This window comes from Mesorhizobium sp. CA6 (assembly GCF_020165035.1).
Classification (GTDB): domain Bacteria; phylum Pseudomonadota; class Alphaproteobacteria; order Rhizobiales; family Rhizobiaceae; genus Mesorhizobium.
Genome location: NZ_JAIUHI010000002.1, coordinates 317296 through 339250 on the forward strand (window position 1 = coordinate 317296; position 21955 = coordinate 339250).

Sequence of the window (21955 nt, forward strand, 5' to 3'; positions counted from 1 at the left end):
GTCCCTCCAGACCGGACGTCACGGCGTCGCCGTAAACGTTTACGAGAACACACCCGATGGCGTAGAATGTCAACCGGCTGCTTGCAAAAATCGTCCCGAAGCCTTGGCCTGAGCGGCAGCCGGTGCTAGCCAAGGCAGGGGGAGAATCCGTCCTTGGCGTCAAGCATCCACGATCTCGCGCGTCACCTGAACATCTCGATCGGCACCGTGTCGCGCGCGCTGAACGGCCGTGCCGACGTCAATGCCGACACACGCCAGCGTGTGCTCGAAGCAGCCAGGAAGCTGAACTATTCGCCCAATCAGTCAGGCCGCAGTCTCAGGCAAGGCGCCACCCGTTCGATCGCCTTCATGCTGCAGCCGCATCCCGGCGACCAGCAATATGGCGAGCCGTTCTTCATCCCGTTCCTGACGGGCCTGCAGGCGCGGCTCGCCGAGCATGACCTGGATCTGATGGTCGTCATGGGTGAGCCGGGCCAATATCAGCAGGAGCGGTTGCGCCGCGTGGTCGAGACGCGCCGGGCCGACGCGGTCGTGTTGGCCAATACGCGAAGGGAAGACGATCGGATCGATTATCTCAGCAAGGCCGGCTTTCCCTTCGCCACGCTTGGCCGAAGTCAGTCCGGCGGCGACACGTATCCTTCACTCGATATCGATTTCGAGAGGGCGGGTGATGAAGCCGTCGACCGGCTGGTCGCGCGCGGCCACCGCCGCATTGCCGCTATCCGCCCTTCGCTTGATCTCAACTTCGGCTACCTGTTCCTCGACGGCTACCGCAAGGCGCTGAAGCGGCACGGTATCGAGGTGGACCCCGACCTGATCGCCGACGGCTTCATCAACGAGACCGGCGGCTACCAGGTGACGCCGCAAGTAATGCGCTCTAAAAACCCGCCGACGGCGATCATCTTCAACAATGACGCGATGGCGCTCGGCGGCTGCAAGGCGCTGGCCGAGATGGGTATCAAGCCGGGCCATGACATGGCCGTGATCGTCATCGTCGACACGCCGCTCTGCCGCTACTTTTCGCCGACGCTGACCGCCTTCCGTCCGTCGCTGGAGCCCATGGGCCGGCGGCTGGCCGAGATGCTGCTCGCTTCGCTTCCCGCATTCGCCGGCCCTGAGGGCACACGCATCATCCGCGAAGTCTGGCCGCTGGAGCTGATCGCAAGAGAGAGCGATTGAGCGGAGGCGCTTTCCCTTCTCCCCCCTGTGGGAGAAGGTGTCGCCGAAGGCGACGGATGAGGGGTGCTCCAGATGGCACCAGCGTCTCACTCCGCTGGAGCACCCCTCATCCGTCTCGGCGCTACGCGCCGATCCACCTTCTTCCACAAGGGGAGAAGGAAACTGTCATGCAACCATCACGTTCACGTCCTAGACCGCTAGACGGGAACCGGCTCGCCGCATCGCCGATGCGCGTCCCTCCAGGCATTGGCCGCTCTGCTCGTCAAGAAGGGGATATCGATGAAACATCTCAACCGGACCGTCGCGCTCGGCGCGGCACTTGCCTTGTTCACTTCCCTGACGCCGGCGCTCGCCGACGGCGTCGCTTACGTCAACAAGGGGCTCGTCGGCATCGGCCGCATCCCGGCCAACCAGAAGGACAAGTTCGGCGAGACCTTCGGTTCAGGTTCCGGCATGGCGATCGACACCAAATCCTGGGCGCGCGACGGCGCCGGCTACAAGGGCTCGCTCTGGCTGCTGCCGGACCGCGGCTACAATATCGTCGGAACCACCGATTATCGCCCGCGCCTCAACACCATCTCGATCGAGCTGGCGCCGACCGCTCCCGGCGCGGCGCCCGCTGCCGGACAGGAACAGTCGGGCGTTAAGGCGACGCTCGCCGACACGATGCTTCTGACCGACGACAAGGGCGCCGACGCCACCGGCCTCGATCCGTTGAACGGCGTGCGCGCCGCCGCCGGCGACATGCCGATCCTGCCTGAGGCCAATGGCAAGCTGGCGCTCGATGACGAAGCGATCGTGCGGCTGCCGGACGGCACGATGTTCATCTCCGACGAATATGGTCCCAACATCTACCGCTTCTCGGCCGAAGGCCGTCTGATGTCGGCGACCCAACCGCCCGCGGCGCTGGTGCCGATGCGCCATGGCAAGCCGAACTTCGCGTCCGACAACCCGGGCCCGGGCGCTGCCGAGCCCGATCCGAAGGATCCCGAAACCGGCCGCCAGAACAACCAGGGCCTCGAAGGCATGTCGATGACGCCGGACGGCAGGTTCCTGATCGCCGTGCTGCAGTCGGCGCCCCGCCAGGACGGCGGCGATTCCGGCTCGACCCGCCAGAACACCCGCGCGCTGGTTTACGACGCTTCCGATCTCGCCCACCTCAAGCTGGCGCATGAATATGTCGTGCCGTTGCCGGTGTTCAAGGATGCCAAGGGCAAGACCAAGGTGGCCGCTCAGAGCGAGATCGTCGCACTCTCCGACAAGAGCTTTCTGATGCTGGCGCGCGACTCAGGCAACGGCCAGGGCGTTAAGGGCGACGAGTCGCTCTACCGCAAGATCGAGATCGTCGACCTCTCCGCCGCCACCGATATCGCCAACGGCCCGTTCGACGCCGCCGACAAGCCGGTCGCGCCGAAGGGCATGCTCGACCCGTCGGTGACGCCGGCCAAGCTGACGCCGTTCATCGACATCAACGACAAGGGCGAGCTCGGCCGTTTCGGCATGCACAATGGCGCGCCGAACGACAGGGACAACCTCTCGGAGAAGTGGGAGGCGATGTCGCTGGCGCCGGTGCTCGATGCGAAGCTGCCCGACGACTATTTCCTGTTCGTCGCCAACGACAACGACTTCCTCACCCAGGACGGCTTCCAGGTCGGCGCTTCGTACAAGGCCGAGGACGGCGCAGATGTCGACACCACCTTCCTGGTCTATCAGGTCACCCTGCCTGGCCTTTCTGGAAACACCACTCAGTAATGGGATGCGGTCGGCTGCCGCGGCAGCCGACCCTTTCTGAAGGGATGCATGAGCATCAGGCCTGCGATAGCATCGCGGGCCTGATTCAGTTTCGGCCCCACCACCATGGGTAACAACATGGATGACAAACAGCCCACCCGCCGGCGGACCGGCGACCTGACCAGCGGCCCCATTTCGCGCACGCTGCTGTTGTTCGCGCTGCCGGTGCTGGGCTCCAACGTGCTGCAGTCGCTCAACGGCTCGATCAACGCGGTCTGGGTCGGCCGCTTCCTCGGCGAGGCGGCGCTGACGGCGACCTCCAACGCCAATCTGGTGCTGTTCCTCATCCTCGGCACCGTCTTCGGCATCGGCATGGCGGCAACCATCCTGGTGGCGCAATCGGTCGGCGCCCGCGACCTCCCCGAGGCAAAGCGCATCGTCGGCACCAGCGCCACCTTCTTCTTCCTCGTCTCGGTCGTGTTCGCCGTCTGCGGCTGGATCTGGGTCGATGTCATCCTGACCGGGCTCGGCACGCCGGCCGATGCCTTGCCTTTGGCGCGCGCCTATTTGCGCATCATCTTCGTCGCGGTGCCGATGATGAACCTTTTATCCTTCGTCATGACCGTGCTGCGCGGCGCCGGCGACTCGCGAACCCCGTTCGTCTTCATGGCGCTGGCGGTCGTGCTCGACGTCGTGCTCAATCCGCTGCTGATCCGCGGCATCGGCCCCTTTCCCGAGCTCGGCATTGCCGGCTCGGCAATGTCGACGCTTGTTGGCCAGACGGTGGGCGTGATCGCCATCCTGATTGTGCTTTATGTGCGCAAACATCCGCTGCGGCTGGCGGGCAGCGATCTCGCGCTGCTGCGGCCCGACCCGAAATTGCTGCGCATCGTCGTCTCCAAGGGCATCCCGATGGGGCTGCAGATGATCGTCATCTCGGCGGCGGCGTTGACCGTGATGGGCATCGTCAATTCCTACGGCTCCCAGGTCGCCGCCGCTTACGGCATCGCCGCGCAGCTCTGGACCTACATCCAGATGCCGGCTCTGGCGATCGGCGCCGCCGTCTCCTCGATGGCGGCGCAGAATGTCGGCGCCGGGCGCTGGGACCGCATCGGCAGGGTCGCGGCGTCGGGCGTCGGCTTCAACCTGGTGCTGACCGGCGCGCTGGTGGCGCTGCTTTTCGTCTTCGACCGCGCAGTGCTCAGCCTCTTCCTCAGCACCGACAGCGCCGCGATCGACATCGCCGCCCACATCAACAAGGTGGCGTCCTGGTCGTTCATCCTGTTCGGCGTCACGATCGTGCTGTTCGCCACGGTGCGCGCCACCGGCGCTGTCATGCCGCCGCTGATCATCCTGATCATCTCGGTGTTGATCATTCGCACCGGCTTTGCCTATTCCATGCGCAGCGTCATCGGCCAGGAGGCGCTGTGGTGGAGCTTTCCGGCAGGTTCGATCGCCTCGCTGGCGCTCGCCGCCGCCTATTACCGCTTCGGCCGCTGGCGCACGATGCACATGATTGAGGACAGGCCGGCGGCCGGCGAGCCGCCCGACACGGGCCTCGGCGTGCCGCGCCAGCGCGCGCAGCTCCTGCCGGAGACGCCGAACGGCTAAAATCCGCGACGACAGGAAAACGTGAAAATCCGCTACCGCGCGTATTTGGCGCCGAAGCCAAGCGCCACCAGCGAGAAGACGACGATCATGCCGGCAAAGGCCAGGCTTGCGATGGTTGCGTTCGCCAGGCTCGACAGGATGCCGATGCCGATCACCGGCAGCGCGTTGCCGCAGAAGCAACAGATGAAGAAGGCCGAGACCACCTCGGCGCGGCGGTCGGCCGGCGCGATCTGATTCACCACTTGCAGGCCGCCGCGATAGCCGAGCGCCGCCGCCACGCCGCAGAGCGCCGTCGCAACGATCATCAGGACCATCGAGGCATAGACCTGCGCCGCCACGATCAGCGCCACGGTCGGGATCATCAGCACCAGCGCGGCAAGCATGGTGGAGCGGCTGGAGAGCCATGTGGTGGCGACGATGGTGATGGCCGCCACAATCGACAGCTCGAAGAAAAGCCCACCAGCCTCGGCATGATTGGTCACATGCAGCTGCTGCGCCAGGATGCTCGGCGCCAGCGCCGCGTAGAAGCCGACCAGCGCCATGGCGCCGAAGCCGGTCACCGCCGGCGCCACGAATTGCGCGCGGATGTTGTCCGGCACCGAAAGCCGCGGCCTCAGCGAGACCTCGGAAAACCGTCCGGGCCTGGAGACGGTTTCCTGCGTGCGCCAGATCAGCAGGGTGACCAAGGCAAGCAGGACGAGATAGACGGCGAATGTCAGCCTGAGCGGCCAGGGCGCATATTGGGCGAGCAGCCCCGACATGAGCGCGCCGGCCCCGAGACCGACAAAGTTGGTGCTGGTGGCGATGACGGCGGCGCGCGACTTGTCCTTGCCCTCGATCAGCTCGGCCAGCCAGGCCGTGCCCGCCCCCGCGCCGACACCGATGCCGAGCCCGCTGAGGATGCGGGCGATGTCGAGCCAGGCGAGGTTTTCGGCGAAGAGGAAAAACAACGCGCTGACCACGGCAACGCCCATCGCCGCTAGCGCGGCGGGGCGGCGGCCGACGACATCCGACACGCGGCCGAAAAACAGCAACGCCGCCAGATTGCCGACCACATAGACGGCGTAAACCAGCGTCAGCGTGACCTGCGAGAAGCCGAAGGCCTGCTTGTAGATCACGTATAGCGGCGTCAGCGCGGTGCTGCCGGCAAAAAGCGCGGCGATCATGGCGGCGACGACGGCCATTGCGGCGCCGCCGCCAAGCTCATTGTCACGCGTCATGGTTTGAGCGTAGCTGGTCATGGCAACCTCCGGGGGTTGCAAGCCCAACGCCTATATAATGGCGCTGTTCCAGCCACCGAATGTCCTCCTGACAATCCTGACAGGATGGTCTTGTGCGAAATCCTCGCGTAGCTTTTGTCGGCCGACGAGGAGGAACCATGGGCAAGGGACGGGTCGAGGCATTCACCGATGGCGTCGTCGCCATCATCATCACCATCATGGTGCTGGAGCTGAAAGTGCCGCATGGCGAAGATTTCTCAGCGCTTCTGCCGCTGTGGCCGGTCTTCTTCTGCTATGTGCTGTCCTTCATCAATGTCGGCATCTACTGGAACAACCTGCACAACATGTTCCACACCGTGCAGCGGGTCGATGGACGCGTGCTGTGGGCCAACCTGAACCTTTTGTTCTGGCTGTCGCTGATGCCGGTGACCACCGCGTTCATGGGAGAGAACCACTTCGCGCCCGTACCGGTCGCCGTCTATGGCATCGACCTCGCGCTTTGCGCCGTCGCCTACACCATCCTGGTCCTCAAGTTGCGCCATCTGCACGGCGCCGACACGACTTTCGCCAAGGCCGTCGGCCGTGACAACAAAGGCAAGATCTCGCTGGCGCTCTATATCGCCGCAGTCCTGCTCAGCTTCCTCAACCAGTGGATCAGCGTGGCGATCTATGTGCTTGTAGCGACCATCTGGTTTGTGCCGGACAAGCGCTTCGAACGGTTGGTCGAGAAATAACGCTTACTTCCGCATGGTTTTCAGCTTTTCCGCCGCCGAGGCGGCAAGGTCGGCATAGCGCTCCTCCAGCCTCTCGGCCGCCTTGATGATCGGAAAGTCATGGCCGAATTTCTCCAGCGCCAGCCTTAGCTTCTCGGCGAAATCCGCCTGCTTCTCCAACGCCGCAAACAGCGTCTTCACCTGCGTCTCGCTGATGTCGGGATTGGCGAGCATCTTCGGCACCTCGCGGCTCATCTGGTCGCCGTTGACGGTTTGCTCCTTCAGGATTCCGATCCAGTCGGTCAAATGCCGAACTCCTTTTTGGGACAACATGCGCGGCGTGCGCTGCGATGGTCAACCCGTTGCGGCTTTCGCCGTCAACCCGTTGCGGCTTTCGCCGTAATCACCGGACGAACCGGCCTTGCCTCGGCGGCGCCTGGCGTTAAGTTCGGCCCGACCCGAACAAGGATGGAACTCATGACCAGCGACGCCCAGATCCAGACCGCCCTGCCCGCCTTCGCCTCCGGCAATGTCGCCGTCATCACCGGCGGCGCCAGCGGCATCGGCCTTGCCGCCGCAAAACGGTTCGTGGCAATGGGCATGAAGGTGGTGCTTGCCGACATCGGCGGCATGCGCCTCGACCAGGCGAAGCAGGCGGTCGCCGCGATCGGCGGCGAGGATGCCGTCCTCCCAATCCCGACCGATGTCTCCAGGGCGGAAGAGGTCGACCGGCTCGCGGAGCTCGCTTACGGTGCCTTCGGTGCGGTGTCGGTGCTGATGAACAATGCCGGCGTCGGCAACAATCCCGGCAAGCCGTGGGAGAACCGCGACGCCTGGAAGCGGCTGCTGGACATCAATTTCTGGGGCGTCGTGCATGGCGTCGAAGCCTTCGCGCCGCGTATGCTCGCCGCCGGAAAGCCGGGCCTGATCATCAACACCGGGTCCAAGCAGGGCATCACCACGCCGCCCGGCAATCTCGCCTACAACGTCTCCAAGGCCGGCGTGAAGACCTTTACCGAAGGACTGGCGCATGCGCTGCGCAACGAGCCGGGAGCCAAGGTGTCGGCGCATCTGCTGATCCCGGGCTTCACCTATACCGGCCTGACCGAAGGCGCGACGGAAAAGCCCGCCGGCGCCTGGACCGGCGAACAGGTGATCGACTTCATGCTGACATCGCTGATGGAGGACGACTTCTACATACTCTGCCCGGACAACGAAGTGACGCGGCCGATCGACGAAAAGCGAATGGCCTGGGCGATGGGAGACATCATCGAGAACCGCCCTGCCCTGTCGCGCTGGCATCCCGATCACAAGGATGCCTTCGCGGCCTTCATGAACCGCTGACGGCCCTGTCAAGCCGCGGCTTTCTTCTTGGATGCGTTCTTCCCGGCCGCGGTCTTCTTTGTGGCCGCGCCGGCTGTCTTCGGCGCATGCCTGGTGCCGTTCTTTCCGGCGACGGCCTTCTTGGCCGCCTTTTCGGCGATCTCGCTGTCATGCCGTTTTGCCGCCGCCTCGCATTTCGAGCGGATCTCCTCCACCTCTGACTCCGTCAGGTGTTCGATTCCGATGAAATGGTTATGGGCGCGGCTCACCCTGATCAGTTCGTCCAGCTTGGCCTGGATCGCCGCGCCATCGCGATTTTGCGTGTTCTGGATCAGGAACACCATCAGAAAGGTGATGATGGTGGTGCCGGTGTTGATGACCAATTGCCAAGTGTCCGAGAACCCGAAGAGCGGTCCACTCAACGCCCATACAACCACGATCGCCACACAGATGGCGAAGGTGGGCGGCAGCCCCGCCAGATGTGCCACCTGGTTAGCTATCCGCGTGAAAACCTTCTCGATCATGCAAGTCCCTCGAACCGTGGATGTGCTGGCATTTGCGAAGAAACAAGCTGCCGCCCGCTCCGGTTCCGCGGGATCGAATTTTGTGCCGACACGTGCACGCAATCGGCTACACGCAGAAAGCGCAGTTTCGCGAAAAAACACCTTATCCGTTTATTTGCAATAGTGCCGGTGCAGGCCGAAAGCCTGTTCCTTCCGCTTCACGGCGGTTTACCTCCAGCCCCTTCCGCCGCGCCACCCCCGCATGGCGGAAGGGGCATTTAGTTCCGAGAGTGGAAGGGGACCAGGTCAGACAGCGCCGGTCATGTGCTCGACGGCGTTCCGCCCGTGTCGGTGAGCGTTTCTTGCCAACGATCGAGAAAGGCTTCGATCGGCATGGCCTGCATATCGGGGATTGCGCTCGCCAGTTTCTCGGGCTGCCAGTCCCACCAGGCAAGGGCTTCGATGCGCGACGCGACGGTGGCGGAGAACCGCCGGCGCAGCGGCTTTGCCGGAACGCCTGCGACGATCGTGTAGGGCGCGACGTCATGTGTCACCACCGCATTGGCGCCGATGACCGCGCCGTTGCCGATCGCGACACCCGGCATGATCACCGCGCCGTGTCCGATCCAGACATCATGGCCGATGATGACCGATTTTGCTTGCCGTCGCGCGCGAAAAGCCGTGTCGACGCCCAGCCAGCGAAAATACTCGTTCGGCCGGTAGCTGACCTTGTGCTGTGTCAGCCGCTCGATCGGATGCTCGAGCGCGTTGATGCGGCTGTTCGCAGCGATCGAGCAGAACTTGCCGATCGTCGTGTAGATCGCCTCGCAATGGCGTTCGAAATAGGAAAAGTCGCCGACGCTCACCTCGCGCAGGATCACCCGCTCGCCGATCGAGGCATAGCGGCCGAGCCTGCATGCCTTCAGCTCCGCGGTCGGATGGATGCGCGGCTCGGGGTCCTTGAGGATGAGGTTTTCAGGACGATCCATGAAGCGGCTTTACGCCGGCGGGAGATTGCCCGCAAGCGTGACCTGTCCCCGGCAAGCCTGTAGGAGCCTATTGCGGCTTGCCTTTGGCCCACACCACGTTCTGGCCGTAAAGCGGCACGGTCGTGACCGACATCTTCGCCGAGCCGTTCTGCACCTGGCGCGAATGCGACAGATAGATCAGCGTCTCGTTCTTCTTGTCGTAGATGCGGTTCACCACCTGCTTTTTCCAGATCAGGCTGAGGCCCTGCTTGAACACCTCCTCGCCGCTCTCGCCCATGTCGATGTCGCCGATGGTGATCGGCCCGGTCTGGCGGCAGGAGATCGACGAATCGGAAGGATCCTCGAACCAGTTGCCCTTATGCAGCCGGTCGATGATGCTGCGGTCGAAATAGGCGACATGGCAGGTGACGCCGTCGACCTTCGGGTCCTTGATCGCGTCGACCATGATGTCGTTGCCGACCCAGTCGACACCCACTTTACCCACTTCGTCAGCCATGGCCGCGCCGGCGCTCAGGGCAAGACAGGCGGCGAACAAGCCGATCAGTTTTCGCAAGGAAGCCTCCTCGGTTCACGTTTGCCGATGTCAGGTGGGACAGGATCGTGGCGTTTGCAAGCCGATCGGCCGCCCGGCGGCTTGCGGCAACGCGACATCTTTGCGCGCCCGGCGCCGACCCGCTAAGACTGTCGCCGAACTGGCTTCCAGCCAAAGCAACGGACATTCACTGATGATGCGCTCCATCCTGATCGGCATTCTCGTCCTGATGGCGGCGGGCATCGGCTGGCTGACATTCGACTGGTACCGGGGCCACTATGGCGGCGAGCCCTTCGGCGCGCCCTTCACGCTGGTCGACCAGAAAGGCGCGCCGATCACCGAAGCCGCCTTCAGGGGACACCCCAGCGTCGTGTTCTTCGGCTTCACCCATTGCCCTGAAGTCTGCCCGACGACACTGTTTGAGCTCGCCGGCTGGCTGAAGACGATGGGCGACAGCGGCAAGGACCTCAACGCCTATTTCGTCACGGTCGATCCGGAACGCGACACGCCGGAGACGATGAACACCTATGTCAGCAACTTCTCCGACCGGATCACCGGCATCACCGGCGAGCCGGACAAGGTGCACGCCATGGCCAAGGCCTTCGGTATCTATTGGAAGAAGGTCGACACCGGCGACGGCGACTACACGATGGACCACACGGCCTCGGTGCTGCTGCTCAACGCCAAGGGCGATTTCGCCGGCACCATCGCCTATGGGGAGAGCGCCGACACCGCGATAGCCAAGCTGAAGCGGCTGGCTGCGGGTGGGCAAACCTGATGGGCCAGACTAGGCTCCACTTCACCGCCAACAAGCTCGAGGCCGACCGCATCTTTGCCGCACTGGACGCCGCCTTCGAGGAGGACGGCCTGCCGGTCGCCGTGCTGGAGCTCGACGAGGAAAAAGACATCCACGAAGTGTCGCTTTATGCCGATGGCGACGTCGATCCCGTGGAGGTCCGGGTCAGGGATGTCCTCGCCGGTCTCGGCCTGTCGAAGCCTGTCGAACGTGAGGTCCTTCCCGACGTCGACTGGGTGTCGCGCTCGCTGGAAGGGTTGAAGCCGGTCCGCGCCGGACGCTTCTTAGTCCACGGCTCGCACGACCGGGCCAAGCGTCGCAGTGGCGACCTCGCCATCGAGATCGAGGCGGGCCTTGCCTTCGGCACCGGACACCACGGCACCACCGCCGGCTGCCTCGAAGTGCTGGAGCAGGTGGTGCTGCGCGAGCGGCCGCGCAACGCGCTCGACCTCGGCACCGGCAGCGCCGTGCTTGCGATTGCGCTGGCCAAGCTCGCGCATATCCGGGTGCTGGCGACCGACATCGATCCGGTCGCCGTCCGCGTCGCCGCCGCCAATGCCCGCCTCAACCACGTCAAGGCGCTGGTCGAGACGGTGACGGCGCCCGGCTTCCATCATCCGATCTTCGCCAGGCGCGCGCCTTTCGACCTCATCGTCGCCAACATCCTGGCCCGGCCGCTGATGCGGCTCGCGCCCGAAATGGCCAAGCACATCAGCCTCGGCGGCTCGCTGGTGCTCTCCGGCATCCTCGACCGGCAGCGCGACGCGGTGATCTCGGCCTATGTCGGACAGGCTTTCCGCCACGTGCGCACCTTGCATCGCGAGGGCTGGGTGACCATCCACCTCAAGCGCTGAGGCCGGGTTGCATCCAGCCGATCTGGCCCTGCCGAAATCGATTCCGATTTCCGGGGTCATGCGCTACGCTCGCAACAAGCATCGAAGAGAGGCCAAAAATGTTCCAGACCTTTGATTCCGCTGGTGATCCTGCCGTCGGTAAGCCGCGTGTGGCGCAGCTGCGGCAATGGCTGGCTGAGAATGGTTTGGATGGCTTCCTTGTTCCCCGCGCGGACGAGCACCAGGGCGAATATGTCGCCGACCGCTCGGCGCGGCTGAAGTGGCTGACCGGCTTTTCCGGTTCGGCCGGCGTCGCGATCGTGCTGCGCGACCGCGCCTTCATCTTCGTCGACGGCCGCTACACGCTGCAGGTGCGCAATGAAGTCGACCTGTCGATCTTCACCGTCGAAAGCCTTGTCGACAATCCGCCGGCCAGCTGGATCAAGGACAATCTCGGCAAGGGCGCAAGGCTCGGCTTCGACCCCTGGCTGCACACGATCGGCGAGATCAAGGCGCTGAAGGCATCGGCCGAGCAATCCGGCGCGACATTGGTGCCGCTCGACAGGAATCCCATCGACATCATCTGGACGGATCAGCCGGACCCGCCCCGCGCGCCTGTCGAGATCCATCCGCAGAATCTTGCCGGCGAGCTCGCCAAGGACAAGCTCAAGCGGCTGGCGGGCGCGATCGAAAAGGACGGCGCCGCCCATGCGGTGCTGACCGATCCTTCCTCGATAGCCTGGGCCTTCAACATCCGTGGCGGCGACGTGCCGCATACGCCCCTGGCGCTCGGCTTCGCCATCCTCGCCGCCGATAGCAAGCATCAGCTGTTCATGGACCAGCGTAAATTCCCGCGCCAGGTCGCAGCCTATCTCACCCAGCTTGCCGATCCGCATGATCCGGGCGAGTTCGAAGCCGCCATCGTCGCGCTAGCCAAGGACGGCGCCAAGATCGCGCTCGATCCGGTGCTGGCGGCGGAGAAGCTCCGCATGCTGGTCGAGGACAATGGCGGCACGGTCGTCTTGGCGGCCGACCCGGCGCGTATCCCCCGCGCGACCAAGAACCAGGCCGAGATCGCTGGCAGCCGCGCCGCGCATCGCCGCGACGGCGCCGCGGTCGCCAAGTTGCTGTGCTGGCTCGACCGCCAGAAGCCCGGCACGCTGGACGAAATCGCCGTCGTCACCAAGCTTGAGGAGGTGCGCCGGCAGACCGGCGAGGAAACGCAGATGCCGCTGCGCGACGTGTCCTTCGACACGATTTCCGGCGCCGGCCCGAACGGCGCCATCATGCACTACCGCGTCTCGCGCGCCACCAGCCGCAAGCTTGAAAGCGGCGAGCTGTTCCTGCTCGATTCCGGCGGCCAGTATCAGGACGGCACGACCGACATCACCCGCACCGTGCCGATCGGCCAGCCGAGCGAGGAGATGCGCGAGCGCTTCACCCTCGTGCTGAAGGGCATGATCGGCATCTCGACGCTGCGCTTCCCCGCCGGCACGCGCGGTTCGGAGATCGACGCCGTTGCCCGCGTGGCCCTATGGAAGCATGGCTGCGACTTCGCCCACGGCACCGGCCACGGCGTCGGCTCCTACCTTGCCGTGCATGAAGGGCCGCAGCGCATCGCCCGCACCGGCACAGAAAAGCTGCTGGCCGGCATGATGCTGTCCAACGAACCGGGCTACTACAAGGAAGGCGCCTACGGCATCCGCATCGAGAACCTGATCCTGGTCACGCCGGCGGAGCAGATCGAGGGCGGCGACATCGCCATGCATGGCTTCGAGACGCTGACGCTGGCGCCGATCGACAAGCGGCTCATCCGCACCGATCTGTTGCACCGGGACGAGTTGCAGTGGCTCGACCGCTATCATGCCCGGGTGCTGGCCGAGATCGGCCCGATGGTCGACGGCGAAACGCTGGCCTGGCTGGAGAAGGCGACAGCACCGCTGCCGCACGATGCGAAGATTTGAGGTGAGTTTCTGTCTCCCGGTTCGACGGCTACGCCATGCACACATCTTCTGTGACTGGCGCGACTGATCAGGCCGAAGCCTTGATTGCCACGTGGTTCCCCCAATCCGTCGCTGCTTCGCAGCGCCACCTTTCCCCCCCGGAGGGAAAGGAAGGGAGCCTTGCTGGACGAGCGTTGGCGGCAAAAAGCTCGGCGCCCTTCCTCTCCCCCGTCGATCGGGGGAGAGGTGGCTCGGCGAAGCCGAGACGGAGTGGGGGTCGACCAGCGCAGCGTAAGACAATGCATGCGCCAAGCTGCTATGCACGCTATCGTCCAAAGACCAGCCGCTTGGGAAATGTGTGCATCCCCTAGCGCTCCACAGCGAGAAATGCCCAGTTCATCCTCCGAAGCTGCTGCGGAGGACGGGCAGGACAATGAGGGGCAGCGCCAGCCATTCAGGATGGAAAGCTATCCGACGAACTGCCTCGCCAGAATCAGGACAGCGGCTCCAGCCAGAAACATCGCCATCAGGCCGCCGCGCAGCGACACCAGCACGGTGACGATCAGCGCCGCCCACTCAGCGGGCCCGGCATGCAGCAGCTCGGGCGCCACCAAGGTCGTCAGCACCGCGGCCGGCACGGCGTTGAGCCCAGCTTCGACGCGCGGATGGATGGTCTCAAAGCGCGAGATGACGAGGTGGCCGCCGACGCGGGTCAGATAGGTGGCGACGGCGCCGGCCAGGATGATCCAGAAGGTCGTGCTCATGGCCGCTTGCCCACGCCGCTGTGATGCGGCGGCAGGATCACCGCCAGGAGAACGCCGGCGACCGCGCCGATCGAGACATGCCAGGGCGAGCCGACGGTCCGATAGGCGATGATCGAGGCGACGGCGCTGGCGGCGACGACAGGGCCCCAGAGCGGCCGTTTGCGGAAGCCGAGCACCAGGCCGAGGAAATAGATCGGCAAAAGGAAATCGATGCCCAGCGCATGCGTGTCCGGGATCATCTTGCCGAACACCGCGCCCAATCCGCTTTCGATCACCCAAAACGCATAGACCGGCAGGCCGAGCCCGAGATACCAGACGAAGCCGACGGGCCGGCCGGACTCGGCCCTTGCCTCAGCGATGGCGAATTGCGGATCCGTCAGGATGAAATAGCCGAGCGCCTGCTGGAGCACCGGCCAATGCGCGATGCGCCTGCCGATGCCGGCCGAATAGAGCACGTGGCGAAAGTTCACCGCGAAGATCGACAGCACGATCAGCCATGGCGCGACATGCTGGCCGAACAGTTCGATGCCGACCATCTGGCTGGCGCCGCCATAGATCATGGCGCTCATCAGGAAGGCTTCGAGGACGGAAAACCCATTGTCGACGGCGATCGTGCCGAACAGGATCGCGAACGGCGCGAGGCGACGACCACCGGCATTGAAAGCCGCACGCCGTCCCAGAAATCGCCGCCCGTTCTGCCTTCAGAGATTGCTTCCGCTGCCATGCGCCGCTCCTCGTGCATGTCGCCCAGAAGTGCGCAGCGGTTCTGGGACAACGACATGCATCAACAAAAGACTTAAAGCGCGTCGCCTGGATTCGTTCAGCGCACGCGCTTTAAGAGCGGCTTGATTTAGAGAGCGTCGCCTCCAATGTCACACCAATTCGCTTGACCCAGCGATCAGCGGAACTGATCGCCGGGTTGCGAAACGTTGGAAATCTTCAGGCAGCTCAGCTGACGAAATAGCGCTGCCACTCGAAGTCCGTGATATGCGAGGCCTGCCAGACATCGAAGGCCGCCTGCTCGGCGCGGCGGCTTTCGGCGTAGTTGTCGCGGAACGCTTCGCCGAACGCCTCGGCGCAGAAATCGGATGCGGCGAAGGCTTCAATAGAAGCATTCAGCGTGCGCGGCAGCTTCGGCTTGTCGAGATTGGCGAGGTTGCTCGTCACCGGCGCCTCGAGCGGCAAATCCTTCTCGATGCCTTCGCAGCCGGCCGCCAGGATCGCGGCGATCGAGAGATAGGGATTGACGTCGGCGCCAGGCGCCCGGTGCTCGAACCGGCACGCGGCATCGTTCGGCGTGGTGATGGCGCGGATCGGCGCGGTGCGGTTCTCGAAGCCCCAGGCGACGTCTTCCGGCGACCACGCGCCGCGATCGAAGCGGCGGTAGGAGTTGACCGTCGGCCGGAAGAAAATATGGGTCTCCTGCATGCGGTTGAGCACGCCGGCGAGGAATTTCTCGGCGACCGGCGTCAGCCGGTTCGGTCCAGCCGCGAAGGCCGGCTTGCCGTCCCGCCACAGGCTGACATGATGGTGCGCGCCGCAGGCGCTTTCCTTGCCCGGCGGCTGGAAGCGCGTCATGAAGGTCGCCACCAAGCCACGCTCGGCGCACAGCTCGCGCAGATGCAGCTTGGCGCGCATCGCGGCATCCGCCGCCGCCAACGCGCTCTTCGGCATTAGCGCGTATTCATACATGCCGTAGCCATATTCGGTCACCAGCGAGGCGACGCCGATGTCGATGCTCTTCATGCGCGTAATGAACTCGGCGGCGAAATCCTGGTATTCGCCACTGCGCACGAGGTCGTAGTTGATCAGCGAATGGCCCCATGGCTTCAGCTCGCGATAACGGCCGGCGCGCATCAGATCATGGTCGGCGTGGAAAATGCCGAACTCGTATTCGAGCGCGAATTTCGGCTCATAGCCAAGCGCCCTCGCGCGCTCCTCGACGCGCGCCAGCACGCCGCGCGGGTCATACGGACAGACGGCGCCGTCCAGCATGTAGGAGCGCGTGATGGCGGAAGCGAATTTCGGCTTCCAGCCATGCTGCACCACCGTATCCGGATCGATGATACCCTTGATGTTGGGAAAGCCGTTCTCCTCATTGGCGCTCGGCGAGGCGAAGGCGACGTCGCCCATCGGCTGGCCGTCGCCATGCGTGACGCAATAAAGGATGGCATTGATCGATTCGCCATAGGTGGAAAGCTTCAGCGGCGCGATCTTGGAGCGCACGACGCCTGACGTGTCGACCGTATGCACCTCGATGAACTCGACGCCGCGCGATGCGAGCTCGGCCTGCAACGCGTCGAGCTTCGGCGCATACTCCGCCACCCTGTCCTCAAATTCCACGTTCAACCTCCACCAGGAAAAGCTATTTGGCCCTGCGCCGCAAAAGAAGCGACAGCAGCTCGTCGAGCTCGTGCCGTCCGCTGATGCCGCTCGGCCGGAACGCCATGCAAAGCACGATGACAACGCCGAGCGCCACGCCCGACAGGCCGAGCAGCTGCGGCATCTGGATACCCGCGACCGTCACGCCGGACTCAATGCTGCGGATGAATTCCAGCCCGATCGAAAGCACGATGACGCCGGTGACCGCCCCAGTCACCGTTGCCATGCCGCCGAGGATCAGCATCGCCAGCGTGTTGAAGATCATCTGGAAATAGAACAGTTTTGGGCTGATCGTGCCGGCGAAATAGGCGTAGAGCACGCCGGCGAGCCCGCAGATCAGCGCCGACAGCACCCATGACATAAGCCGCAGTTTCTTCGCATCGATGCCGAGCGCAGCCGCAGCCTGAGGGCTCTGCGCGCTGGCCCGCAGCTGCAAGCCCCAGCGGCTGTCCTTGAACAGTCGCGCCGCCACGATCGCCATCACCGCGAAGACCAGCATCCACGGCAGGCCGACCACTTTCGGAATGCCGAAGAAAGCCTGGTTGCCCTTGAACAGATTGGTCCAGTTGAGGAAAACCGAATGGACGATGATCAGCAGCGCCAGGCTGACGATGGTCGCAGCGACCCCCGACAGCCGGCTGATCACCTTGCCGCTGACCAGCGCCACGATGCCGACCACCAAGAGCGCAATGAGCGCCGACGAAACCGGATCGAGCTCCAGCGTCGCAAAGCCGAACGGCGCGTTGGGGATCGACAGCTTCTTCATGGCAAGCGGCGTCGACAGGATGGCGACGCTATAGGCGCCGAGCCCGACAAAGGCGCTGTGGCCGAGATTGGCGATGTTGGAATTGCCCATGGACACTTGCAGGCCGACCACGACGATCAGGTTTACGAAGGCGCCGAGTGCGAGGAAGGTGTAGTAGGTCGGCGCGAAGTTCAGCACCAGGAGCCCGATCGCCAGCACCGGCAGCGCTGTCACCAGCCCGCCGATCAGCGAGCGGAGGATCGCGTTGCCGGGCTGCGCGGTGGCGGCCGGCGCCGCCATCTGTTCGACCGCTTGCGAGAGTTCGGAGCCTGCCACGTCAGATCTCCCGCCCTAAATCTCTTTGTCGCCGAGTTCGATGCGCTGGCCGAGCAGGCCTTCCGGCCGGTAGACGAGCAGCGCGACGATGATGGCGTAGGTGAGCGCGTCCCGGAAGCCCGCATATTCCTGCGGCAGCGCGACGAGCAGGCCGACTTCGATGAAGCCGAGCAGCATGCCGCCGACCGCAGCACCCGGCAGCGAGCCGAAGCCGCCGATGACGCAGGCGACAAAGGCCTTCAGCACCAGGCCGAAGCCGAGATCGGGTGAGACGCTGCCGCGCCGCGCCAGGATGAAGACGGCGGCGATGCCCGCCAGCGCGCCCGAAATCGCAAACGCCGTGGCAATCACCCGGTTTGCCTTGATCCCCATCAGCCGCACGGTGGCGAAGTCGCGCGCGGCAGCGCGAATGGCGAGCCCGAGCGTCGAGCGGTTGAGGAAGAGCACGAGCGCAAGGATGGTCAGGCCCGACACGATCAGTTCCATCACTTGCAGCGAGGAGACGGCGAAGGGGCCGAAGAACCACATCTGGTTCAAGCCGTTGAGGATCGAGACCGACTGCGGCTTTGGCGAGACCAAAAGCATGAAAAGGTTCTGCACCACGATCGACACGCCGAAGGCGGTGAGCAGCCCGGTGGTGGTAGGCGCATAGCGCACCGGCCGGAAGGCGACGCGTTCGAACACCACCGCCGCCAGCGCCGCCATGCCGACGGCAAGCAGCACCGCGACGAAGGGCGAGGTCAGCCCGAGCGCGGCAGCCAGGAACACGCTGTAGGCCGAGACCCCGATGATCTCGCCATGGGCGAAATTCACCAGCCCCATGATCGAGAAGACGACGGCGAGCCCGAGCGCCACCAGGGAATATTCCGCACCGAAGGCGAGCGCGTTGAGGAGTTGCTGCAAGGCGTAATCCATCGCCGCCTACCCGCCGATATAAAGGTTGAACAGGCCGTGCTCGTCGGCGAGCCTGGCCGGCGGTCCGTCATAGCGCAGCGTGCCCGAGCTCACGACATAGACGCGGTCGGCGAAGCGCAGCGCCTGTTTGGCGTTCTGCTCGACCACCAGCAGCGTCAGCCCTTGCGCCTTGAGCTCGCCGATGAAATCGAAGATGCGCGCCACGATCTTGGGCGCGAGCCCGAGCGACGGCTCGTCGAGCAGCAGCAGCTTCGGCCGCGACATCAGCGAACGGGCGATCGCCAGCATCTGCTGCTCCCCGCCCGAAAGCGTGCCGGCCGCCTGGCCGAAGCGTTCGGACAGCACCGGGAACAGCGACAGGAACCGCTCGATATCCTGGCGCACGCCGGCGGGGTCGCGCCTTGTCGCGGCTCCTAGCCGCAGGTTCTCGCCGACGCTCAGGTTGGAGAAGATGTGCCGGCCTTCCGGCGTCGCGGTCAGTCCGGCGCGGATGCGGTCCTCGGTGCGGACATGCGAGATGTCCTTGCCGTCGAGCACGATGTGCCCCGAAGCCGGCGTGACCAGCCCGGTCAGCGCGTTGATGGTCGAGCTCTTGCCGGCGCCGTTGGGCCCGAGCAGGGCGACAAGCTCGCCCTGCCCGACCTCGAGCGACAACTCGCGCACCGCCGTGACGGCGCCATAGCGCACGACAAGCTTCTCGACCTTCAGCACGTGTTCCCGGCCCCGCTTAGTTCAGCGCCGGAACGAAGGTCGGCGGCGTGTCGGTGATCAGCACCCGCTTGCCGTCGGCAAAGCCCATCACCGGCACGGCCTTGACCGGATAGCCCTTCTTCTCGGCGAAGGAGATCGTCGGCGCGGTGGTGCCCGGATAGCCGCCAGGCGCGCGGATCGCCTCGCGTAAGGCGGCGGGGTCGACGGTGCCGGCCTTTTTCGCCGCTTCGTAGCTGATCTGCACCATGTCGGCGCCGAGCGCGTCGAAGATGCCGTTGATCTTGTAGCCGTCGGCCTTGCACTGGGCGAGGAACTTGTCGATCGGGCCGTCGACGCCGGTCGCGCCATGGGTCGCGAACATCACCTTTTCCAGCGACTTCGGATCGCCGACCGTGCCTTCCAGCGACTTGTCGTCGAAGGCATCGCAGCCCGCCACCCACCCCTCGTAGCCGTTGGCGCGCAATTGCCGGATCAGGATGCCGACATCGGGCAGCACTGCGCAGATATGGATCGCGTCCGGCTTCTGTGGCAACGCCTTGATCGAGGCGATCTGCGGCGACCAGTCGGTGGTGCCGTAGGAATAGTTGAATTTGCCGACCACCTTGCCACCGAGATGCTCGAACACCTCGCCGAACCACTCCGGCAGCTTCTCCGAGTAGGACCCGGCATCGGGTGACACCATCAGCGCGACGGTCCGCGCGCCTTTGCCGTAAAGCGCGTTGGCGGTGGCCGAGGCATTGATCGGATCGGGCACGGCGCCGGCGATGAAGTTGTCGAGCCCAGCCTGCTGCATCTCGAGCTGCGTGTTCGGAGCCGAGAACACGGTTGCGCCATAAGGCTGCGCGGTCTGCGCCATCGGGATCAGCGCATCGGGAAACGGCACGCCGGTGATCACCTGCGCGCCGGCATCGAGGAATTTCTGGCCGAGCGAGACCGAAAGCTGCGGATCGGAGCGGTTGTCCTCAATCATCAGTTCGACCTTGGGGTCGTTGGCGCCGGCAGCCTTGTTCAGCCTGTCGGCCATGCAGCGCGCGCCCTCGGCCTCGCTATAGGGCGCGTAGGCGCCGGTCATGGCGACCGCTAGCCCGATCTTCAGATCGGCGGCGCCCGCATGCCCGGCCTGCAGCAGTCCCGCGGTCAGCACCGCGGCTCCTAGCAAAATCTTTTCCATTCTACCCCTCCTTCCTCTCATTGCGGTTGTTCTTCCGGGCCTTCAGGCCGTCTCCGACTGCCCGACATAGACCTCGATGACGCGCGGATCGCGCCACACGTCTTCCGTCTCGCCCGAGGCGATCACCTGGCCCTGGTCCATCACGCAAAGCCGGTCGCAGAGCCGGTTGATGAAGCGCAGGTCGTGATCGATGACGATGGTCGCGCAGCCGACGTCGCGGCGAATGCCTTCGATGGCGATGGCCAGCGTCTCCGACTCGGCCTCGTTGAGACCGGCGGCCGGTTCGTCGAGCAACAACAGCGACGGCCCAAGCGCCAGCGCGCGTGCGATCTCGAGCCGGCGCTGGCTGCCATAGGGCAGCGTTCCGGCCGGGCTGTCGGCGAAGCCTGCGAGCTCATATTGCTGCAGAAGCTGATCGACGCCGATGCGCATGGCGGCATCGGGGCGCACGGCCCGACAAGTGATATGCGCGACCTCGACATTCTGCCGTACAGTCAGGTCCTTGAATAATCTGATGGTCTGGAAGGTGCGGCCGACCCCTGCCCGCGCGCAATGCTCTGGGCTGCGGCCCGTGATCTCTTCGCCCGCGAGGCGCACGCTGCCGCTGTCCGGCTTGAGCACGCCCGAAATGGCGTTGACGAGGGTGGATTTGCCGGCGCCGTTCGGACCGATGAGACCGAGGATCTCGCCGGCCTCGCAGGTCAGCGAGGCGCTGCGCAACGCCTGCACGCCGCCGAATGTCTTGCTGACTGCCCCAACCGACAGCATCGGTAATCTCTCCCATTCCCGGCCGCTGGCTGTTCTCCTGTCGGCCGGTCAAAAGGATGCTAGTCCCCCGACTTTTCCATAACAAGTATTTTTTTCCATTCTAGAAAAATTCTTGAGCGGAAGGGCTGAGGCCCGTCGGTCAGACGCCTGCTCCCGGCGGCAGCCCGTCGCGCGGCACCGTGTTCGACATCAGCATGATGACGGGCTCGTCGCCGAGCGCCACATAGGCGTGCTGCATTTCGCCGTCGAACAGGATGCTGTCGCCGGGCTGCAGGACGCTCGGGTCGTAGTGGAGCGTGTGGAGCTGCAGGCTGCCGCTCAACACATGGATGAACTCCTCACCCGAATGGCTGCGCCAGCCGCCGTTTTCCTCGAAGGTTCTGGCGCGCAACGTCACGCGCCAGAAAATATTGGTCTTGTCGCGGAAATCGCTGCACAAGACCTCGAATTCCATGGCGTTGCCTTCGTGCAGGATGCCGCTGCCGGCGCGCGTGATCGAGCGGCGCGCCTGCGGCCCGGGCTTCGGGCTGAACAGGAAGGAGGCCACCGGCACGTGCAGCACGCCGGCAATCATCAGCGCGATATCGACGGTCAACCTGGCCTTGCCGTTCTCCAGCTTCGAGAGCTGGGACACGGAAAGGCCGGAGCGCTCGCTGAGATCGCGCAAGGTGATGTTCTGCTGCTTGCGCGCGTCGCGGATCTTGCTGCCCACATTGCCTTGCATCGTCCACGCCCTTGGCTGTCGTGTTTCCAATTCGACAAGCTCTAGCGTTCCGATATTTGAGCGTCC

General features: G+C 64.7%; 20 protein-coding genes and 2 pseudogenes. 8 read left to right on the forward strand and 14 right to left on the reverse strand.

From position 1 onward, the window contains the following. Positions 1-153: 153 nt before the first annotated feature. The 3 genes from LB526_RS03750 to LB526_RS03760 all read left to right on the forward strand — a co-directional run bounded on the left by LB526_RS03750 (position 154) and on the right by LB526_RS03760 (position 4521). Positions 154-1179, forward strand: a complete 1026-nt coding sequence (locus tag LB526_RS03750) for a LacI family DNA-binding transcriptional regulator (RefSeq protein WP_224581456.1) — start codon at positions 154-156, stop codon at positions 1177-1179. 279 nt (positions 1180-1458) lie between these two features. Continuing rightward, the gene (locus tag LB526_RS03755; RefSeq protein WP_224626207.1) at positions 1459-2931 is read left to right on the forward strand and encodes an esterase-like activity of phytase family protein; all 1473 of its coding nucleotides are present in this window, start codon (positions 1459-1461) and stop codon (positions 2929-2931) included. A 117-nt stretch (positions 2932-3048) separates the two neighbouring features. Beyond that, entirely contained in the window at positions 3049-4521 is a 1473-nt protein-coding gene (locus tag LB526_RS03760) for an MATE family efflux transporter (RefSeq protein ID WP_224626210.1), read from the forward strand. Between the two features lie 32 nt (positions 4522-4553). On the opposite strand, the gene LB526_RS03765 is transcribed toward LB526_RS03760, so the two are convergent. Continuing rightward, positions 4554-5762 (reverse strand): MFS transporter, encoded by a 1209-nt coding sequence (locus LB526_RS03765; RefSeq protein ID WP_224626213.1) that lies wholly within the window; start codon positions 5760-5762, stop codon positions 4554-4556. Positions 5763-5899: 137 nt separating this feature from the next. Between LB526_RS03765 and LB526_RS03770 the strand changes: the two genes are divergently transcribed. Beyond that, on the forward strand, positions 5900-6475 hold the full coding sequence (locus LB526_RS03770; RefSeq protein WP_140839754.1) for a TMEM175 family protein: 576 nt from the start codon (positions 5900-5902) through the stop codon (positions 6473-6475). 3 nt (positions 6476-6478) lie between these two features. On the opposite strand, the gene LB526_RS03775 is transcribed toward LB526_RS03770, so the two are convergent. Next, positions 6479-6760 (reverse strand): hypothetical protein, encoded by a 282-nt coding sequence (locus LB526_RS03775; RefSeq protein ID WP_140626825.1) that lies wholly within the window; start codon positions 6758-6760, stop codon positions 6479-6481. 171 nt (positions 6761-6931) lie between these two features. Here LB526_RS03775 and LB526_RS03780 point away from each other — a divergent pair, with 171 nt between their 5' ends. Further along, positions 6932-7798, forward strand: coding sequence for an SDR family NAD(P)-dependent oxidoreductase (locus LB526_RS03780; RefSeq protein ID WP_224626217.1), 867 nt, complete (start codon positions 6932-6934; stop codon positions 7796-7798). Between the two features lie 8 nt (positions 7799-7806). Here LB526_RS03780 and LB526_RS03785 read toward each other — a convergent pair whose 3' ends face one another. From LB526_RS03785 to LB526_RS03795, 3 genes are all read right to left on the reverse strand, one after another. After that, entirely contained in the window at positions 7807-8301 is a 495-nt protein-coding gene (locus tag LB526_RS03785) for a low affinity iron permease family protein (protein ID WP_224522895.1), read from the reverse strand. A gap of 299 nt (positions 8302-8600) precedes the next feature. Next, positions 8601-9269, reverse strand: coding sequence for a DapH/DapD/GlmU-related protein (locus LB526_RS03790; protein ID WP_224626220.1), 669 nt, complete (start codon positions 9267-9269; stop codon positions 8601-8603). 67 nt (positions 9270-9336) lie between these two features. Next, a complete protein-coding gene (locus LB526_RS03795) occupies positions 9337-9765 on the reverse strand; it encodes a CreA family protein (protein WP_224626417.1) in 429 nt (142 codons plus the stop codon). Between the two features lie 229 nt (positions 9766-9994). Between LB526_RS03795 and LB526_RS03800 the strand changes: the two genes are divergently transcribed. The 3 genes from LB526_RS03800 to LB526_RS03810 all read left to right on the forward strand — a co-directional run bounded on the left by LB526_RS03800 (position 9995) and on the right by LB526_RS03810 (position 13394). After that, complete coding sequence (locus tag LB526_RS03800) at positions 9995-10579, forward strand: SCO family protein (RefSeq protein ID WP_318013249.1); 585 nt, start codon at positions 9995-9997, stop codon at positions 10577-10579. After that, positions 10579-11451: a 50S ribosomal protein L11 methyltransferase gene (locus tag LB526_RS03805; RefSeq protein ID WP_224626223.1), complete on the forward strand. Its 873-nt coding sequence runs from the start codon at positions 10579-10581 to the stop codon at positions 11449-11451. The genes LB526_RS03800 and LB526_RS03805 overlap by 1 nt, the downstream gene beginning before the upstream one ends. 98 nt (positions 11452-11549) lie before the next feature. Further along, on the forward strand, positions 11550-13394 hold the full coding sequence (locus tag LB526_RS03810) for an aminopeptidase P family protein (RefSeq protein ID WP_224626226.1): 1845 nt from the start codon (positions 11550-11552) through the stop codon (positions 13392-13394). A gap of 446 nt (positions 13395-13840) precedes the next feature. Here LB526_RS03810 and LB526_RS03815 read toward each other — a convergent pair whose 3' ends face one another. The 9 genes and pseudogenes from LB526_RS03815 to LB526_RS03855 form a co-directional block, all read right to left on the reverse strand. After that, the gene (locus LB526_RS03815; RefSeq protein ID WP_140806929.1) at positions 13841-14137 is read right to left on the reverse strand and encodes an AzlD family protein; all 297 of its coding nucleotides are present in this window, start codon (positions 14135-14137) and stop codon (positions 13841-13843) included. Then, positions 14134-14861: pseudogene (locus tag LB526_RS03820) on the reverse strand (AzlC family ABC transporter permease). Before LB526_RS03820 ends, LB526_RS03815 begins: the two are co-directional and overlap by 4 nt. Before the next feature lie 224 nt (positions 14862-15085). After that, positions 15086-16480: a glutamine synthetase family protein gene (locus LB526_RS03825; protein WP_224626230.1), complete on the reverse strand. Its 1395-nt coding sequence runs from the start codon at positions 16478-16480 to the stop codon at positions 15086-15088. Positions 16481-16502: 22 nt separating this feature from the next. Continuing rightward, positions 16503-17600, reverse strand: a complete 1098-nt coding sequence (locus LB526_RS03830) for a branched-chain amino acid ABC transporter permease (protein WP_224626232.1) — start codon at positions 17598-17600, stop codon at positions 16503-16505. Positions 17601-17615: 15 nt separating this feature from the next. Further along, entirely contained in the window at positions 17616-18515 is a 900-nt protein-coding gene (locus tag LB526_RS03835) for a branched-chain amino acid ABC transporter permease (protein WP_224522853.1), read from the reverse strand. Between the two features lie 6 nt (positions 18516-18521). Then, complete coding sequence (locus LB526_RS03840; RefSeq protein WP_224522854.1) at positions 18522-19226, reverse strand: ABC transporter ATP-binding protein; 705 nt, start codon at positions 19224-19226, stop codon at positions 18522-18524. A gap of 16 nt (positions 19227-19242) precedes the next feature. Further along, a complete protein-coding gene (locus LB526_RS03845; protein ID WP_224522855.1) occupies positions 19243-20397 on the reverse strand; it encodes an ABC transporter substrate-binding protein in 1155 nt (384 codons plus the stop codon). A gap of 42 nt (positions 20398-20439) precedes the next feature. After that, positions 20440-21105: pseudogene (locus LB526_RS03850) on the reverse strand (ABC transporter ATP-binding protein); the annotation flags it as partial. A gap of 199 nt (positions 21106-21304) precedes the next feature. Beyond that, positions 21305-21889 (reverse strand): helix-turn-helix domain-containing protein, encoded by a 585-nt coding sequence (locus LB526_RS03855; protein WP_095769008.1) that lies wholly within the window; start codon positions 21887-21889, stop codon positions 21305-21307. Between the last annotated feature and the right edge of the window lie 66 nt (positions 21890-21955).

Coding starts and splice junctions, on each gene's coding strand:
- LB526_RS03845 (WP_224522855.1), bottom strand. CDS start 20,397: ATGGAAAAGATTTTGCTAGGAGCCGCGGTGCTGACCGCGGGACTGCTG.
- LB526_RS03795 (WP_224626417.1), bottom strand. CDS start 9,765: ATGGCTGACGAAGTGGGTAAAGTGGGTGTCGACTGGGTCGGCAACGAC.
- LB526_RS03800 (WP_318013249.1), top strand. CDS start 9,995: ATGATGCGCTCCATCCTGATCGGCATTCTCGTCCTGATGGCGGCGGGC.
- LB526_RS03780 (WP_224626217.1), top strand. CDS start 6,932: ATGACCAGCGACGCCCAGATCCAGACCGCCCTGCCCGCCTTCGCCTCC.
- LB526_RS03805 (WP_224626223.1), top strand. CDS start 10,579: ATGGGCCAGACTAGGCTCCACTTCACCGCCAACAAGCTCGAGGCCGAC.
- LB526_RS03810 (WP_224626226.1), top strand. CDS start 11,550: ATGTTCCAGACCTTTGATTCCGCTGGTGATCCTGCCGTCGGTAAGCCG.
- LB526_RS03760 (WP_224626210.1), top strand. CDS start 3,049: ATGGATGACAAACAGCCCACCCGCCGGCGGACCGGCGACCTGACCAGC.
- LB526_RS03835 (WP_224522853.1), bottom strand. CDS start 18,515: ATGGATTACGCCTTGCAGCAACTCCTCAACGCGCTCGCCTTCGGTGCG.
- LB526_RS03785 (WP_224522895.1), bottom strand. CDS start 8,301: ATGATCGAGAAGGTTTTCACGCGGATAGCTAACCAGGTGGCACATCTG.
- LB526_RS03765 (WP_224626213.1), bottom strand. CDS start 5,762: ATGACCAGCTACGCTCAAACCATGACGCGTGACAATGAGCTTGGCGGC.
- LB526_RS03755 (WP_224626207.1), top strand. CDS start 1,459: ATGAAACATCTCAACCGGACCGTCGCGCTCGGCGCGGCACTTGCCTTG.
- LB526_RS03855 (WP_095769008.1), bottom strand. CDS start 21,889: ATGCAAGGCAATGTGGGCAGCAAGATCCGCGACGCGCGCAAGCAGCAG.
- LB526_RS03790 (WP_224626220.1), bottom strand. CDS start 9,269: ATGGATCGTCCTGAAAACCTCATCCTCAAGGACCCCGAGCCGCGCATC.
- LB526_RS03815 (WP_140806929.1), bottom strand. CDS start 14,137: ATGAGCACGACCTTCTGGATCATCCTGGCCGGCGCCGTCGCCACCTAT.
- LB526_RS03770 (WP_140839754.1), top strand. CDS start 5,900: ATGGGCAAGGGACGGGTCGAGGCATTCACCGATGGCGTCGTCGCCATC.